The following is a 14730-nucleotide window of genomic DNA, read 5'->3' on the forward strand; positions in this document are numbered from 1 at the left end:
GCGGGATATGAAAATCTGCAAGGTCGGCGCCGGCAAAGGCACCAACTGCCAGCTAGCTGCGGCGCTGGCGGCTGCGGCCGGCGGCGGTCCGGCGCTTGCTGACCTGTTTGCGGGCGGGCTTGCGTGTCGCCGCAGCCGTCTTGCGGGCGGTCGAGGCTGGTTTGCGCGCTGCAGCCGTCGTCGACGAACTGCGCGTCTTACGCTTCTTGCGCTTCGTCGTGGCGCGACCGGTGGTTTTCTTCAGGATTTCCTTCAGCACGCTGTCGACGACGCCTGATATCAATTCTTTGACTAGATCGGCCACAAAACCCCTCCGTTCGTGGTGGAAATGACATGCCTGCTATTGAATTCCGGAAGAGTTCGGTTAGCAAGACGGCTTCGAGACCAGGACTGCTTTTTTGCCGATATTTGCGGCGGAGCAATCGGATCGCAGCAACATGCCGGCCATTTGGCCGGCTGGAAGGTGGAATGAAACTCATCGAGACGCGGGTCGTCGTGCATTTCCCCGGCTTCGAGCCGCTCGATGGCGCCGCCCACAGGGCGCGCTACGAGCGTTCTGCCAAACAGAGCGCTGCCGTCTGGGGCTATTCGATCGACGTGGGTGCGTCGGCGGGAAACGATCCGCTCTGTTTCGAGGTCACGACGGGCGGTGGCGACGCGGCACCTGAGGCAGCCGGCGGCGCGGCGCCTGAGGCAGGGACCGATTCCCCTGGGTGGCAGACGAAGAGCCGGATCCACATGGTCGATCACGACGTGCTGGTAGGCCGGCTGCGCAGCGGTAATACGCTGAGCCAGATCATCGTGGGGTTCCGCAGTTGCGCCCAGATCGTGCTGGACGGCGGCATGCGCGGATATTTCCGCCACGCCTGGCGCTTCGGACTGTTCTTCCTCTTTCCGTTCCTGCTGACGGCGCTGGCGATCGCGTTAACGGCGCAGATCGCCATCATGCCCTATAGTCTCGGCTTTTCGCCCTGGCACATGCTCTGGAGCGGGCCGCTCGCGCTCTGCTTCTTCATCTTCGCCTTCCTGCCGTTTTCCGAACGCTTTCACACGCTGCATCTTTTTGCCGATTGGAAAATGGCGGTTGCGCTCGGCCGCATGGACCGGGCCGATTTCAACCGCTGGCTGGAAGATCGGGCCGCTGCCGTGCGCAAGGCGCTGGCTGAGGAGGCGGAGGAATATGTGATCTCCTCGCACAGCATGGGATCGAGCGTTGCCGCCCATGTCATCGGTATATTGCTGGAAAGGGAGCCGGAGATCTTCAAGGGCAAGCGCGTGGTGTTCGCCACCCTCGGCAGCGCCATCCTGCAATGTGCGCTGCTGTCGACGGCGACGCTGCTTCGCGCCCGCGTCGGCTTGATCGCCCGCTGTCCGGAGATTTCCTGGCTCGACGTGCAGTGCCTGACGGATTCGATCAATTTCTACAAGGTGCCGGTCGTCGCCGTTGCCGGCCATGCGGATGCACCTTCGGCAAAGATGATCCAGATTCGCGTCAAGCAGATGCTGACGCGCGAGCGCTACCGCAGGATCCGCAAGGACCAGCTGCGCGTCCACCGCCAATATGTGCTGGGCCCCGATCTCAAGGCGCCCTTCGATTTTACGCTGATGACGTCGGGTCCGATGCCCGCCTTGGTGTTTGCCAGCCCAGACGCTGAGAGGATGCCAGGCTGAGGGCTGTGGTATCAGGGTAGCGAGATGCTGGGAGACACGTCGAACCTTTTCAGAAGGTAAGAGCAGTTCTCACGTGAAGTGCTCGACTTAGGGTAGGCCCGCTGCCCTGCACTCCTCATTCCTGTGCTCGTCACAGGAATCGAGTGCGCCCAAGTCCTTAGGCGCGGAAAACTCTTTCCTTCGAAACAGGTGAGTCATTCACAGCGCCGACGCGCGGTTGCTGGATTCCTGTGACGAGCACAGGAATGAGGGAAGTTGAGACAGGGCGCGCCATTAAGTCCACACGCTTTGGTGAGTTGGAATCACCGCGCGTCGGCGAAAAAGCCCGGCAGAAAGTAAGTCTTCCTGCCGGGCCGGTTCATCGCAAACTTTCAACCGACCAACGGCAGCCGGTCAATCCGGCGCCGAGGTCTGCAGCGCCAGCGCGTGCAGGACGCCGCCCATATTGCCCTTCAGCGCCTCGTAGACCATCTGGTGTTGCTGCACGCGGCTCTTGCCGCGGAAGGCTTCGGCGACGACTTCGGCGGCGTAGTGATCGCCGTCGCCCGCCAGATCGCGGATCGTCACCTTTGCACCGGGAATCCCAGCCTTGATCATGTCTTCGATATCGCCGGGTTTCATGGCCATGATCGTTACTCCTTGCGCATCATTCCGCGGCCAGTTCGCCGCGGCCTTCCATGAAATCAGGGAACCACGATTCATGGGCTTCGCGCAATTGCTGAATCGGCAGCGAGATGAGATCGCCGACGGTAAGAGCCGTCCCTCCGACCGTTCCGAGGCGGCGGAACGGAACGCCCGCACCTTCGGCATTGGCGCAGACGAAATCGGCGACATCGGCCGGGATCGTCAGCACGTAGCGCGCCTGATCCTCACCGAAGAGCAGCGCATGCGGCGCACCCTTGCCTTCGCCGAGATCGATCGCCAGACCCTTGTCCGATGCCATGACCATTTCGGCGAGCGCGACCGCAAGGCCGCCCGAGGAAATATCGTGGCAGGCGGTCGCCTGGCCGTTGCGGATGACGGAACGGACGAAATCGCCGTTGCGGCGTTCGGCAAACAGATCCACTTCGGGGGCGGGACCTTCGCGACTGTCGAGCACATCGCGCAGATAGACCGACTGGCCGAGATGGCTGCCGTCGACGCCGATCATGATCACCTTGTCGCCGTCGTTGGCGGCGCCGATACGGGCCATCTTGCGCCAATCCGGCAGCAAGCCGACGCCTGCAATCGTCGGGGTCGGCAGGATGGCGACGCCGTTGGTCTCGTTGTAGAGCGAGACGTTGCCTGAGACGATCGGGAAATCGAGCGCCCGGCAGGCCTCGCCGATACCCTTCACCGCCTGGACGAACTGGCCCATGATCTCGGGCTTTTCGGGATTGCCGAAATTCAGATTGTCGGTGGCGGCAAGCGGCTCGGCGCCGGTTGCGGTGATGTTGCGCCAGCATTCGGCGACCGCCTGCTTGCCGCCCTCGAAAGGATCGGCTTCGACATAACGCGGCGTCACGTCGGAGGAGAAGGCGAGCGCCTTGCTCGGATGGCCGTCGACCCGCACAACGCCGGCATCGCCGCCCGGAAGCTGCAGCGAATTGCCCTGGATCAGCGTGTCATATTGCTCATAGACCCAGCGGCGGCTCGACTGGTTGGCGGAGCCGACGAGTTGCAGCAGCGCCTGGCCGTAATCCTGAGGGGCTGCGATGAGATTTGCGGGCAACGGAGCCTGCTTGCCGGATTCGCGCCAGGGACGATCATATTCCGGCGCCTGGTCGCCGAGATCCTTGATCGGCAGGTTGGCGACTTCCTCGCCCTGATGCATGACGCGGAAGCGCAGATCATCGGTCGTCTTTCCGACGACAGCGAAATCGAGGCCCCATTTCACGAAGATCGCCTTGGCTTCCTGTTCCTTCTCCGGCTGCAGCACCATGAGCATACGCTCCTGGCTTTCCGACAGCATCATCTCATAGGCGGTCATGCGCTCTTCACGCACCGGCACCTTGTCGAGTTCGAGCAAGATGCCGAGATCGCCCTTGGCGCCCATTTCGACGGCCGAGCAGGTGAGCCCGGCCGCACCCATATCCTGGATGGCGATGACGGCGCCGGTCTGCATCAGCTCGAGGCAGGCTTCGAGCAGGCACTTTTCGGTGAAGGGGTCGCCGACCTGCACGGTCGGGCGCTTTTCTTCGATCGATTCGTCGAATTCGGCCGAGGCCATCGTCGCGCCCCCGACGCCGTCGCGGCCGGTCTTGGCGCCGAGATAGACGACCGGAAGGCCGACGCCCTTGGCTTCGGACAGGAAGATGGCGTTGGATTTGGCGATGCCGGCTGCAAAGGCGTTGACAAGGATATTGCCGTTATAGCGGGCATCGAACTCGACCTCGCCGCCGACCGTCGGCACTCCAAAGGAATTGCCGTAGCCGCCGACGCCGGAGACGACACCGGAAACGAGGTGGCGGGTCTTCGGATGATCCGGGTCGCCGAAGCGCAAGGCGTTCATCGCGGCGACCGGGCGCGCGCCCATGGTGAAGACATCGCGCAGGATGCCGCCGACGCCGGTTGCAGCCCCCTGGTATGGCTCGATATAGGAGGGGTGGTTGTGGCTCTCCATCTTGAAGACGACGCAATCGCCGTCATCGATATCGACGACGCCGGCATTTTCGCCCGGGCCCTGGATGACGCGCGGCCCTTTGGTCGGCAGCGTGCGCAGCCATTTCTTCGAGGATTTATAGGAGCAGTGCTCGTTCCACATGGCCGAGAAGATGCCGAGCTCGGTGAAGGTCGGTTCGCGGCCGATCAGATCCAGAATGCGCTGATACTCGTCCGGCTTCAGGCCATGGCCCGCAATGAGTTCCGGCGTGATCGGGATGGTGTTTGGAATGGTCATGAGCGGAAAGTCCCTGGCGCGTTTTGCGCTGTCTTTAGCGTATGTAGCGGCGGCGCGCGACAGAAAAAAGCCCGCTGTCAACACAGTGAACTGACTCCCAAAGTTGGACACCCAACTTCGGCGGTCAGTTCACAGGGCGGGCAGACTGTTTTCACAAAGCGGCAATCGGTCAGAACTTGTAGCCGACCTGCAGTCCGGCGCGTGTCATGCCGTCGTTCGGGCCGTCGCAGAGATTGGCATGCGAGGAGTGGGCAATCTGAGCCATCACGTTCCAATGCGGGGTGAAACGGTAGCCGGCGCCTGCATATTCGTGAAAGAGGACGCGGCAGCCCAGTTCCGGGCCGTCATCATCGCCCTCGAGATCGCCGGTGTGGATGACGCCGCCGAAGCCGGCTTCGGCAAAGAGCTTCTCGTTGAAATTGACCGTCCAAGTGAAGCCTGTGAAGAATTGGCTGGCCTCGCCCGATGTGCCGATCGAGGTGCCGAGATGAACACGGGGGTGCAACAACTGCTGCTGCCAGCCGACTGAAGAACTCGTAGCCGAAAGGATCGAAAAGAGCGGTGATCTCGGTAAAGACGCCGTCTTCCCTGGAATGGCCAGATTGCACCGAGGTCGAGAGCCCGAAACGCAGTTCGTCGAATATCTGCTCGCCGGCATTCGCCGAGCCTGCCGCCAAGGTGCCGGCTACCGCTGCCACTGATGCCTTATTCAAAAAACGCAACGCGATTCTTCCGAAGTCGACCCTCATTTGCTGTCCTTTGATTCGCGTCAGGCGGGAATAACAAAGAGGTAGCATGGAGGTTCGGTCGGTAAAGCACCGCGAATAGGCCCCGGCGGTTTTTCTAATTTATGACGTGTATTTGCAACACATCATATTTCACCATCATAGGCGGAGCCGCCGTTTTCCAGCAGCCGGCGCAGGATCATCAGGCCGGAGACCAGTTCCTGTTGCGACTTGGGCGACGAGAAGCCGATGCGAACGCGGTGATAGATTTTCTCGCCGCGCGCCGCCTTGAACTCATCCTCGTCATCGACCAGCACGCCATCGCGGTAAGCGGCATTCTTGAACGTGCCGGACATCCACGGCTCCGGCAGTTTCAGCCAGAGGAAGGGCGCGTGCGGGTGCGATTGGAAATCGAAGCCCTGCAGTTGCTCGCGGGCGAGCCCGACGCGCCGGGAGAGTTCTTCGACGCTCTGCTTGCGGATTTCGTGCGCCGTGCCGCTTTCGACGAGACGTGCGCAGGTTTCCGCCAGGATGAAGGGCAGGCCACCTGTGATCATCCTGTGCGTCACCCTGATGCGCTGGGCAAAATGCGGCGGGCAGGCGACCCAGCCGCCGCGCACGCCGGCGGCGACGGATTTCGACAGGCCGCTGACGAGGAAGGTGCGATCGGGCGCAAGCGAGGCGATGAGCGGTGTGTCATCGTCGGCCATGCCACCGTAGAGATCGTCCTCGATCAGCCAGACGCCGTGCTTCCTGGCGATTGCAGCAATTGCCGCGCGCCGTTCATAGGGCATGATCGTCACGGTGGGATTGTGGATGGTCGGCATGAGGAAGGCGAGCTTCGGATGCTGCTGCTGGCAGAGCCGCTCGAAATCCTCCGGGATCACGCCGTCTTCATCCGAATCGACCGTCAGCGTGCGGCGGCCGAGCAGGCGGGCGCTGCGGCTGACCTGCGTGTAGGTGAGGTCCTCGAAGACGATCTTGTCGCCCGGCGCCGAGACGGCGGCGATGACGGCGACCGCGGCCGCGTGGGCGCCGAGTGTCGGCACGATGTTTTCGGCTTCCGGCGTCCAGCCGCTGCGGGCAAGCCAGCGGCGGCCCGCCTCGAACCAGTTGCCCGGAAAACTCCGGGAATAGGAGGAGATTTCGGCAAGATGCTCCTCGCCGATCTCGGAAAGGATGCCCGCTATGATCTTGCCCTGGCCAAGATCGGGAGCGGCGGTGGTGTCGAAACGGATCTTGTCTGCCGGCGCATCGCGGAGGCGGGTGCTGCCGAGCGAAACCGTCAACGGGTCGGCTTGTTCGCCGGGCGGGGTCTCCGAGCGGTTCAGCACATAGGTGCCGCGCCCGACTTCGCCGGCGACCAGGCCACGCTCATGCACCAGCGCATAGGCGCGGCCGATCGTGCCGATTGTCACCCCGATATCGTAAGCGAGATTGCGCTGCGGCGGCAATTTGCTGCCGGCGGGCAGGGCCCCGCTCGAAATAGCGGATTCAATGCTGTCGGCGAGCCGGAGATAGACCGGCCCGGAGCCGCGGGAAAGATCAGGAAGCCAATTTGTCATGGTGACAATTGCCTATATTGTCACATTGTCTCTGTCAAGATTAAGAGTCAATTCCAACGGATAACCGAGAGGATTCCTGGAATGTCTGCCTTGCCTGAGATCAAAATGCCGATTGTACCTATTGTCTCTTACGAGGATAGGAGACAAATCGTCGTTCCCGACGCACCTGCCGAGGCGACGACGCGCTTGGGTCGGGTCTGGGCGGCGGTGCTTCTCTGGCATCAGAAGCGGGAAGGCCGTCGGGCACTCAGAAACCTGACGGCGAGCGAGCTCAAGGATATCGGGGTGTCGCAGTCCGATGCTGCGCGCGAAGTCGGCAAGTCGTTCTTCTGGGACTGACGGTGCGGAAAGCGATTGCCGCGATCAGCTGCAGGCCTTGCTGCCGCCGGACCAGCGATTGACGTCGGCGGCGATGCGGCCGGCGACCGGCTCCGACATCATCGGACCGAAGGCCTGGACATGCGACGGGCTTCCCTCGGCCTGCACGACGAGCAGCGGTCGGCTTTCCGGGCTGCCCTTGTGGACGAGAAGGATGCGCGGGCGGCCGGAGAAGGAATTGAGCTCCGGCGCAAGCTTATAGGCGGCAAAAGCCGGATCGCCCGACTTGAACCAGCAGGCATTGGCGCCGAGCGCCACGCGCTCCATCGTCGGCAGCGCGGCGCGGTTCGGACCCGTTGGCGCCGGCGTCGACTGGCAGGCCGCGACCATGGCTGCGAGAGCGGCAAGCAGGGCGGCATTTGCGACGGAAAGGCGAGGGCGCATCGATCTTGCTCCAGATCCGGATGAGAGGATTTCAGGCGGCAATGACATCGAGCGCCGAGGCGAACAGGCCGCGGCCATCCGAGCCGCCATGGGCGGCTTCGATCAGGTTTTCGGGATGCGGCATCATGCCGAGCACGTTGCCCTTTTCGTTCATGACGGCGGCGATGTCGTTGACCGAGCCGTTCGGGTTGGTGCCCTCGGCATAGCGGAACACCACCTGGCCATTGCCTTCGATTGCCGCCAGCGTCGCTTCATCGGCGAAATAATTGCCGTCGTGATGGGCGACCGGGCTGCGGATGATCTGGCCCTGCGCGTAGGCGCGGGTGAAATCCGTCTCGGCATTGACGACTTCGAGCTTGATTTCGCGGCAGACGAATTTCAGCGAGGCATTGCGCATCAGCGCGCCGGGCAGCAGGCCGGCCTCGACGAGGATCTGGAAGCCGTTGCAGACGCCGAGTACCTTCACGCCTTTTTCGGCTTTGTCGATGATCGCCTGCATGACCGGCATACGGGCGGCGATCGCGCCGCAGCGCAGGTAATCGCCATAGGAGAAACCGCCGGGGATGACTATCAGGTCGACATCGGGGATCTCGGTTTCCGTCTGCCAGATCGTCACCGGCGGCTTGCCGGAAATTTTCGTCAGGGCGGCGATCATATCTCGGTCGCGGTTGAGGCCCGGAAGTTGAACGACGGCTGATTTCATGGGGTCCCCGCGTCTGGCGAAAGATATTGATTTGGAACGCTTTCGGCGAGCCATACTCCATTGTCGGAGACAAAGAAAGAATGACCCTCTGAAAACATGCGAGCCGCATCGACACGCAGGATGAGATATTCACCCTTGCGGCGCGTTGCGACGATTTTTGCGGTTTCGATGTCCGCCGACAGATGAACGTGATGACGCTGCATCTTTTTCAAGCCTTCGCGCTCGATCGAATGCCAGTTGGCGGAAGACGTGCCGTGATAGAGAACCGCTGGCGGTTCCACCGGGGTCAATGCGAGATCGACGTCGACGCTATGACCCTGATTGGCGCGAATTCTATTGTCGGCAAGGGTGAAGCGCTTCTTCGGATTGTTTTCGACGACGGCGATAATATCGGCGCGGGAAACGTCGTATTTCGACGTCACCGCCTTTTCGAGTTCATCCAACGATACCCAGCCCTCGGCATCGAGCGTCAAACCTGCGGCCTCAGGCGCATGACGCAAAACATAGCTCATATATTTCGAGACGTCTGTCTCCAGCTTTGCCTGCGTCATGACGCCAAATCCTCAAGGTCCGCCGGACGACGGGTCGGTGATCGTCAGTCGATCGCGATCGCGTAGTTCTCGATGACCGTGTTGGCGAGGAGCTTCTCGCACATGGCTTTTAGGTCGGCTTCGGCCTTGGCCTTGTCGGTGCTTTCCAGTTCCAGGTCGAAGACCTTGCCCTGTCTGATGTGGCCGACGCCCGAGAAGCCGAGGGCGCCGAGCGCGCCTTCGATAGCCTTGCCCTGCGGATCGAGAACGCCGTTTTTCAGCGTGACGGTGACACGAGCCTTGATCACTTTGTCTTTCCTGCCTTACTTGACCAGAACCGGGCCGGTGCCACGCACAGGCTCGTTTTCATTGATGATGCCGAGACGGCGCGCAACTTCGGAATAGGCTTCGAGCAGCCCGCCGAGATCGCGGCGGAAACGATCCTTGTCCATCTTCTCGTGGGTCTCGATATCCCAGAGCCGGCAGCTGTCCGGTGAGATTTCGTCGGCGAGGATGATGCGCATCAGATCGCCTTCGAATAGGCGGCCGCATTCGATCTTGAAGTCGACGAGCTGGATGCCGACGCCGAGGAAGAGGCCGGTCATGAAGTCGTTGACGCGGATGGCAAGCGCCATGATGTCGTCGAGCTCGGCGGGATTGGCCCAGCCGAAGGCAGTGATGTGCTCTTCGGAGACCATCGGATCGTCGAGCGCGTCGGATTTGTAGTAGAATTCGATGATCGAGCGCGGCAGTACCACGCCTTCGTCGATCCCGAGACGCTTGGCGAGCGACCCGGCGGCGACATTGCGCACGACGATCTCCAGCGGGATCATCTCCACTTCCTTGATCAGCTGCTCGCGCATGTTGAGCCGGCGGATGAAATGCGTGGGGATGCCGATCTTGTTCAGATGGCTGAAGATATATTCGGAAATGCGGTTGTTGAGGACGCCCTTGCCATCGATGACTTCGTGTTTCTTCTTGTTGAAGGCAGTGGCATCGTCCTTGAAGAACTGGATCAAAGTGCCCGGTTCCGGGCCCTCATACAGAATCTTTGCCTTGCCCTCGTAGATACGGCGGCGACGGTTCATCGTGGTCATTCTCTGTTGTTGGCGCTCTTGGGATAGCGCGAGTGGATCGATCTCGTGGCGTCCCCTTAAAGGAAAAGAGTGAGTTTCACAATCCGCCTATCCTTCCTTCCCCGGTTTCCAGATTTTACGGAATACCGCCAAGAGAATCGAATGAATTCGCAAGACGAGTCTAGCGCCTTTTCCGATACGGTGAAATGACGACGAAATGGCGGGCTGCTTGTGCAGGTCTTTATTTGGCGGATCTGCTTCGAAGCTCGCGGCGAAGCTGCGTCTGCAAGGCGCGCGCGGCGACCTGCCCGTGGCGCCAGCTGCCGGCGCGGATGAAGGAGGGGATCTGCATCGCCGGCATCGGCCGGGCGAGCGCGTAGCCCTGCAGCGTGTCGCAGTCGAGTTCTTCGAGAATGCGGATATGATCTGACGTCTCGACACCCTCGGCAATGACAAGGATGTTCAGCGAGCGGCCGATATCGATGATCGAGCCGACGAGTTTGCGCTGCTCAGCCGATTGCGGCAGCAGCCGGATCAGCTCGCGGTCGATCTTCAGCGTCTTCGGGCTCAGGCGCAGCAGGCTGACGATCGATGCATGGCCGGTGCCGAAATCGTCGATCTGAATGTCGATGCCGAGTTTGCGCAGCTTTTTCAGGTTGGCGGCGACCGCCTCATCGCAATCGTCGAGCGAGATCGATTCCAGCAATTCGAAGGCGAAGGTGCCGGGCGCAATCTTCAGGGCGCGGAGCTTCTTGCCGAGATCGGGATCGGCAAGCCGCCGGGCGGAAACGTTGACTGATATCTTCGGAACGGACAGCCCGTCCTTGATCCAGGCGCGGCGATCGGCGATGGCGCGCTCCAGGATCAGAGCGTCGATGGTCGAGACGACGTCGAGATCCTCGGCGATATCGAGGAAACGGTCTGGTGCCAGCAGCCCGTGCACCGGGTGCTGCCAGCGGGCAAGTGTTTCGACGCCGACGACATCAAGGGTGCGGGCATCGAACTGCAGCTGATAGAAGGGCACGAATTCGTTGCGCTCGAGGCCGATCAGGATCTCGTCGGCAAGGTGCTTGGCCGAGATGACGTCGCGGCGGTCGGATGCGGAGAAAAATTCGAAACGGTTGCGGCCCAGGCCCTTGGCGCGATAGAGCGCGATATCGGCATCGAGCAGCATCTGTTTGGCGTCGAGTGTCGGGCCGCTGTCGACGGCAATGCCGATGCTGGCCCCGAAACGACAGTCGTGCCCCTCATATCTGACCGGTTTGCGCAATTCACGAATGATCCGTTCGGCAAGGCTGGCGATCTTCTTCGAGGCGGGATCGACGGTGCAGAGGATGACGAATTCGTCGCCGCCGATGCGGGCCACGAAATCGGCGGCGCGGACGGAGTTTCTGAGCACGCTTGCTGCATGCTGCAGCATGGCGTCGCCGGCCCGGTGGCCGAGCGTATCGTTGATCTGCTTGAAGCGGTCGAGATCGATATGCAGGATCGCAAGGCCCAAGCCCTTGGCCCGGCATTCAGCCGAGCGCTCGTCCAGCATCTTGTCGAGATAGCGGCGGTTCGGCAGGCTGGTGAGATAATCGTGCAGCGCCAGGCGCTCGATGCTCTCCTTGGCGGCTTCGAGTTCGCGGTTATGCGCCTCGGCCTGATCCTTGGCGCGCTGCAGCTCGTTGCGGAGCGCGACCTCCTCGGTGACGTCCCAATTGGCGCCGATCAGCTTGCGGTGGCCGTTGCCGTCGACGAAGAAGGCCGAGCGGGCACGGATGACGCGCTCGGCGCCGTCGCCGCGGATGATGCGGTATTCCTGCTGAAAATCACTGCCGCTTTCGACGCTGCGATCGGACAAGCCGAGCACGCGCTCGCGATCGTCGGGATGCAGGCTTTTTGCCCAGATGTCGCTGGCGATTGGCCGCGAGGCGCCCTTCAGCCCGTAAATGGCGATGAGACGCTCGTCCCATTCGACGGTGTCATTCTCGATATCCGCCTCGAAGACGCCGATGCGGGAAATCTCCAGCGCCAGGTCGAGCCGGCGCGACAGGCGCGACAGCGTATCTTCGGCCTCCTTGCGGGCGGTAATATCCGTATCCGTGCCGACGATGCGCGTCGGCACGCCGCTCTCGTCCCATTCCACGCAGGCGCCGCGGCAGTCGATCCACATCCAGTGGCCGTCCCTGTGGCGCTCGCGATATTCGAAGATCTGGAAATCCGGATCGCCGGCATTTTGCCGGTCGATGGCATGGACGACAAAATCGCGATCATCGGGATGGACGAGGGCCAGCCAGGCATCGTAGTCGCCGGCGGCCTCCTCGTCGGGCGCCATGCCGCGCATGGTCTTCCACGTCTGCGAATAATATTTCCGGTCGAGACGATAGTTGTGATCCCAGACGCCGAGGCCGGAGCCGACGAGCGCATGGTTCCACCGGCTCTCCCGTTCCGCCAGGTCGGAATCGTCATCCGCCACGCTGCCGACGCCTGCCTCAGCCGCCGTGGAATCATCGGCCTCTGGATGGGCTTTCTTCACGGGCATTCTCGCTTATTTCATCTCGGTGCAGTTTGCTGTCATTCCATTAAGAAAGACTTAGAAAGCACTTTCTGAATTATCGAGAAGGGCCGGTTTCCTCTATCAGGCGGAGAGCCGGCTGAGGAACTGAGCGAAGACCATTGTGCCCTCGGGCCAGGGGCCGTGGCCGGAATCGGCATTGATATGTCCTGCCTCGCCGGCATCGACGAGGAAGGAGCCCCAGCTGCTGGCGATATCGTCGGCATGTTCGTAGCTGCCGAACGGATCGTTGCGGCTCGCCACCGTGATCGATGGGAAGGGCAGCGGATCGCGCGGGTAGGGGCCGAAGGTCATCAGGTGCTTCGGGCGGATATCGGGATTGGCGACATCGGGCGGGGCGACGAAGAAGGCGCCGGCCACCGGCTTGCGGAAATGCGGGATGGCGTGGATTGCCGAGGTCACGCCGAGCGAATGGGCGACGAGGATAACCGGGCGGGTCGAGGCGTTCACTTCCTCGGCAATCCGGGCGATCCAGTCCTCGCGGACTGGCTTTGTCCATTCGGCCTGTTCGACGCGCCGCGCCGTACTGAGCTTTGCCTCCCAGCGGCTCTGCCAGTGGCTCGGGCCGGAATTGGTGTAGCCGGGGATAATGAGGATATCTGCGTCTGAGGCTTTCATAGTGCCGCCGATGTGAGAAGGCGCGCCCGAGATGTCAAGAGGGGATGTGAAGGGAGAGAGCGACACGGGCGATTTGGTTTGCTATATTGCTCCAGTGCCGGTTGCGGATTTCGTGTCGGCGTTCCCGCCGATTGCGTGTCCGCAGCCGACAAGGTCTCGGCTGAGGAGGAGAAAGCCATGGCGGCATTTCATGTCATGACGGGTTCTAGCGAAAGCTTCGCACGGCCCGTTGTCAATCGCATCGGTATCGCCGACGTCTTCGACGCGCTGAAGCGCGGTTACGACGATTTCATGGAGAAACCGTCCCACTACGTGTTCCTGTGCCTGATGTACCCGATTGCCGGCGTCTTCCTGACGTTATGGACGTCGGGTGCCAACCTTTTGCCGATGGTCTTTCCGCTAATGGCAGGTTTCGTGCTGATCGGCCCGATCGCGGCGATCGGCCTCTACGAGATCAGCCGCCGGCGCGAAGCCGGCCTCGATAGCTCCTGGACGCATGCGCTCGAGGTACGCCATTCGCCGGCGCTGCCCTCGATCGTCGCAGTCGGGCTGATGCTTTGCGGCATTTTTGTCGTCTGGCTGGTGACGGCGCAGACGCTCTACAGCAATCTGCTCGGCGAAGTGTTTCCGCGCAGCATGGCGGATTTCTTCCGCCAGGTCTTCGGCACGCCCGAGGGCATGCAGCTGATCATCTGGGGCAACCTGATCGGCTTCGTCTTCGCGCTCGTCGTGCTGGCGACGACCGTCATCACCTTTCCGCTGCTGCTCGACCGCGATGTCGGCGCGGTAGCCGCCGTCGTCGCCTCGATCCGCGCGACGATCGCCAATCCGGTGCCGGTGCTGCTGTGGGGCCTGATCGTCGCTGCACTGCTCGTCATCGGCACGATCCCGGTCTTTGCCGGGCTTGCGCTTGTCATTCCCATCCTCGGCCATGCGACCTGGCATCTTTATCGCAAACTGATTGCGCGGGAGCCCGCGTAATCGAAGGTTTCCGGGGATCGCGAACTCTCGCGATCCCCGGAGGTTAAAGCTTCGCCGATTCCCGGAACCTCGGGACCTCTCGCCGCGTTATTCAGCACATGCTTGTGGGAGGATTTCGATGAAGCATCTGTTCGCCCGCTTCGCAACCAAGATATCGGAATGGGCGGGCAAACCCGTCATCTTCATCCTGGCGCTGACCGCCGTCATCATCTGGGCGGCACTCGGCCCCTTCTTCGATTATTCGGAAACCTGGCAGCTGGTCATCAACACCGGCACGACGATTATCACCTTCCTGATGGTCTTCGTGTTGCAGAACGCCCAAACGCGCGACACGCGGGCAATCCAGGCCAAGCTCAATGAAATGATCCTGACGAGCCATGCCGAGAACCGCTTCATCGGCATCGAAAATCTCGACGAGGAGGAACTGAAACACCTCGACCAGCTGGTCGCCAAGGCTGCCAAGGGCAGGGGCGAGACGGAGGCTTGCAGGACGACGGAGGCCGCGGAAGCTGTTGCGCCGAAAAAGACGGAGACGAGGAAGCGCGCTATGGCTGGCAAAGCGCCGAAGCAAAAACAACGGCCGCTTGAAAGGAGATAGAGAAATATTGGCGAGCGCAGGCGCGACAACTGCGATAACAGAATATAATCAAACATAAAAACG

15 protein-coding genes and 1 pseudogene are annotated in these 14730 nt (G+C 61.7%); 4 read left to right on the forward strand and 12 right to left on the reverse strand.

Translation table 11 applies throughout. The features are described 5' to 3' along the window. Window positions 1–52: 52 nt before the first annotated feature. Window positions 53–304, reverse strand: a complete 252-nt coding sequence (locus MF410_RS07145) for a hypothetical protein (protein WP_097628601.1) — start codon at window positions 302–304, stop codon at window positions 53–55. A 164-nt stretch (window positions 305–468) separates the two neighbouring features. On the opposite strand from MF410_RS07145, the gene MF410_RS07150 reads away from it, so the two are divergent. After that, window positions 469–1671 carry a hypothetical protein gene (locus MF410_RS07150; RefSeq protein WP_097628602.1) on the forward strand — a complete coding sequence of 401 codons (1203 nt, stop codon included), beginning with the start codon at window positions 469–471 and terminating at the stop codon, window positions 1669–1671. A gap of 393 nt (window positions 1672–2064) precedes the next feature. Here the strand turns inward: MF410_RS07150 and MF410_RS07155 are convergent, their stop codons facing one another. The 4 genes and pseudogenes from MF410_RS07155 to MF410_RS07170 all read right to left on the reverse strand — a co-directional run bounded on the left by MF410_RS07155 (window position 2065) and on the right by MF410_RS07170 (window position 6839). Then, the gene (locus MF410_RS07155) at window positions 2065–2298 is read right to left on the reverse strand and encodes a BolA family transcriptional regulator (RefSeq protein WP_004676237.1); all 234 of its coding nucleotides are present in this window, start codon (window positions 2296–2298) and stop codon (window positions 2065–2067) included. A gap of 19 nt (window positions 2299–2317) precedes the next feature. Then, the gene (gene purL, locus MF410_RS07160) at window positions 2318–4549 is read right to left on the reverse strand and encodes a phosphoribosylformylglycinamidine synthase subunit PurL (RefSeq protein ID WP_097628603.1); all 2232 of its coding nucleotides are present in this window, start codon (window positions 4547–4549) and stop codon (window positions 2318–2320) included. A gap of 169 nt (window positions 4550–4718) precedes the next feature. Continuing rightward, window positions 4719–5298: pseudogene (locus tag MF410_RS07165) on the reverse strand (acyloxyacyl hydrolase). 122 nt (window positions 5299–5420) lie between these two features. Next, complete coding sequence (locus MF410_RS07170; RefSeq protein WP_097628605.1) at window positions 5421–6839, reverse strand: PLP-dependent aminotransferase family protein; 1419 nt, start codon at window positions 6837–6839, stop codon at window positions 5421–5423. A gap of 81 nt (window positions 6840–6920) precedes the next feature. Here MF410_RS07170 and MF410_RS07175 point away from each other — a divergent pair, with 81 nt between their 5' ends. Continuing rightward, window positions 6921–7178: a DUF1127 domain-containing protein gene (locus tag MF410_RS07175; RefSeq protein ID WP_097628606.1), complete on the forward strand. Its 258-nt coding sequence runs from the start codon at window positions 6921–6923 to the stop codon at window positions 7176–7178. 24 nt (window positions 7179–7202) lie between these two features. Here MF410_RS07175 and MF410_RS07180 read toward each other — a convergent pair whose 3' ends face one another. The 7 genes from MF410_RS07180 to MF410_RS07210 all read right to left on the reverse strand — a co-directional run bounded on the left by MF410_RS07180 (window position 7203) and on the right by MF410_RS07210 (window position 13088). Beyond that, a complete protein-coding gene (locus tag MF410_RS07180) occupies window positions 7203–7601 on the reverse strand; it encodes a hypothetical protein (protein WP_097628607.1) in 399 nt (132 codons plus the stop codon). Between the two features lie 31 nt (window positions 7602–7632). Continuing rightward, window positions 7633–8304: a phosphoribosylformylglycinamidine synthase subunit PurQ gene (gene purQ, locus MF410_RS07185; RefSeq protein WP_003586242.1), complete on the reverse strand. Its 672-nt coding sequence runs from the start codon at window positions 8302–8304 to the stop codon at window positions 7633–7635. After that, entirely contained in the window at window positions 8301–8855 is a 555-nt protein-coding gene (locus tag MF410_RS07190) for an RNA 2'-phosphotransferase (protein WP_097628608.1), read from the reverse strand. Before MF410_RS07190 ends, purQ begins: the two co-directional genes overlap by 4 nt. Before the next feature lie 44 nt (window positions 8856–8899). Next, a complete protein-coding gene (gene purS, locus MF410_RS07195) occupies window positions 8900–9142 on the reverse strand; it encodes a phosphoribosylformylglycinamidine synthase subunit PurS (protein WP_003568928.1) in 243 nt (80 codons plus the stop codon). A 15-nt stretch (window positions 9143–9157) separates the two neighbouring features. After that, a complete protein-coding gene (purC, locus tag MF410_RS07200; RefSeq protein WP_003568927.1) occupies window positions 9158–9922 on the reverse strand; it encodes a phosphoribosylaminoimidazolesuccinocarboxamide synthase in 765 nt (254 codons plus the stop codon). A gap of 229 nt (window positions 9923–10151) precedes the next feature. Beyond that, window positions 10152–12437 (reverse strand): EAL domain-containing protein, encoded by a 2286-nt coding sequence (locus tag MF410_RS07205; protein ID WP_097628609.1) that lies wholly within the window; start codon window positions 12435–12437, stop codon window positions 10152–10154. Window positions 12438–12533: 96 nt separating this feature from the next. Next, window positions 12534–13088, reverse strand: coding sequence for an alpha/beta hydrolase (locus MF410_RS07210; RefSeq protein ID WP_097628610.1), 555 nt, complete (start codon window positions 13086–13088; stop codon window positions 12534–12536). A gap of 177 nt (window positions 13089–13265) precedes the next feature. Here MF410_RS07210 and MF410_RS07215 point away from each other — a divergent pair, with 177 nt between their 5' ends. Both MF410_RS07215 and MF410_RS07220 read left to right on the forward strand, forming a co-directional pair. Beyond that, on the forward strand, window positions 13266–14069 hold the full coding sequence (locus MF410_RS07215) for a DUF2189 domain-containing protein (RefSeq protein WP_097628611.1): 804 nt from the start codon (window positions 13266–13268) through the stop codon (window positions 14067–14069). Window positions 14070–14187: 118 nt separating this feature from the next. Continuing rightward, window positions 14188–14667 carry a low affinity iron permease family protein gene (locus MF410_RS07220; RefSeq protein ID WP_097628612.1) on the forward strand — a complete coding sequence of 160 codons (480 nt, stop codon included), beginning with the start codon at window positions 14188–14190 and terminating at the stop codon, window positions 14665–14667. The last annotated feature ends 63 nt before the right edge of the window (window positions 14668–14730 follow it).

The sequence above is a fragment of the Rhizobium sp. C104 genome (genome assembly GCF_022354505.1).
Taxonomy (GTDB): domain Bacteria; phylum Pseudomonadota; class Alphaproteobacteria; order Rhizobiales; family Rhizobiaceae; genus Rhizobium; species Rhizobium redzepovicii.

What these genes read in the sequence shown, in the direction of transcription:
- MF410_RS07210 (WP_097628610.1), bottom strand. Translation starts at nt 13,088, where the DNA reads ATGAAAGCCTCAGACGCAGATATCCTCATTATCCCCGGCTACACCAAT.
- purL (WP_097628603.1), bottom strand. Translation starts at nt 4,549, where the DNA reads ATGACCATTCCAAACACCATCCCGATCACGCCGGAACTCATTGCGGGC.
- MF410_RS07205 (WP_097628609.1), bottom strand. Translation starts at nt 12,437, where the DNA reads ATGCCCGTGAAGAAAGCCCATCCAGAGGCCGATGATTCCACGGCGGCT.
- purQ (WP_003586242.1), bottom strand. Translation starts at nt 8,304, where the DNA reads ATGAAATCAGCCGTCGTTCAACTTCCGGGCCTCAACCGCGACCGAGAT.
- MF410_RS07215 (WP_097628611.1), top strand. Translation starts at nt 13,266, where the DNA reads ATGGCGGCATTTCATGTCATGACGGGTTCTAGCGAAAGCTTCGCACGG.
- MF410_RS07180 (WP_097628607.1), bottom strand. Translation starts at nt 7,601, where the DNA reads ATGCGCCCTCGCCTTTCCGTCGCAAATGCCGCCCTGCTTGCCGCTCTC.
- MF410_RS07190 (WP_097628608.1), bottom strand. Translation starts at nt 8,855, where the DNA reads ATGACGCAGGCAAAGCTGGAGACAGACGTCTCGAAATATATGAGCTAT.
- MF410_RS07170 (WP_097628605.1), bottom strand. Translation starts at nt 6,839, where the DNA reads ATGACAAATTGGCTTCCTGATCTTTCCCGCGGCTCCGGGCCGGTCTAT.
- MF410_RS07175 (WP_097628606.1), top strand. Translation starts at nt 6,921, where the DNA reads ATGTCTGCCTTGCCTGAGATCAAAATGCCGATTGTACCTATTGTCTCT.
- MF410_RS07155 (WP_004676237.1), bottom strand. Translation starts at nt 2,298, where the DNA reads ATGGCCATGAAACCCGGCGATATCGAAGACATGATCAAGGCTGGGATT.
- purC (WP_003568927.1), bottom strand. Translation starts at nt 9,922, where the DNA reads ATGAACCGTCGCCGCCGTATCTACGAGGGCAAGGCAAAGATTCTGTAT.
- MF410_RS07220 (WP_097628612.1), top strand. Translation starts at nt 14,188, where the DNA reads ATGAAGCATCTGTTCGCCCGCTTCGCAACCAAGATATCGGAATGGGCG.
- MF410_RS07150 (WP_097628602.1), top strand. Translation starts at nt 469, where the DNA reads ATGAAACTCATCGAGACGCGGGTCGTCGTGCATTTCCCCGGCTTCGAG.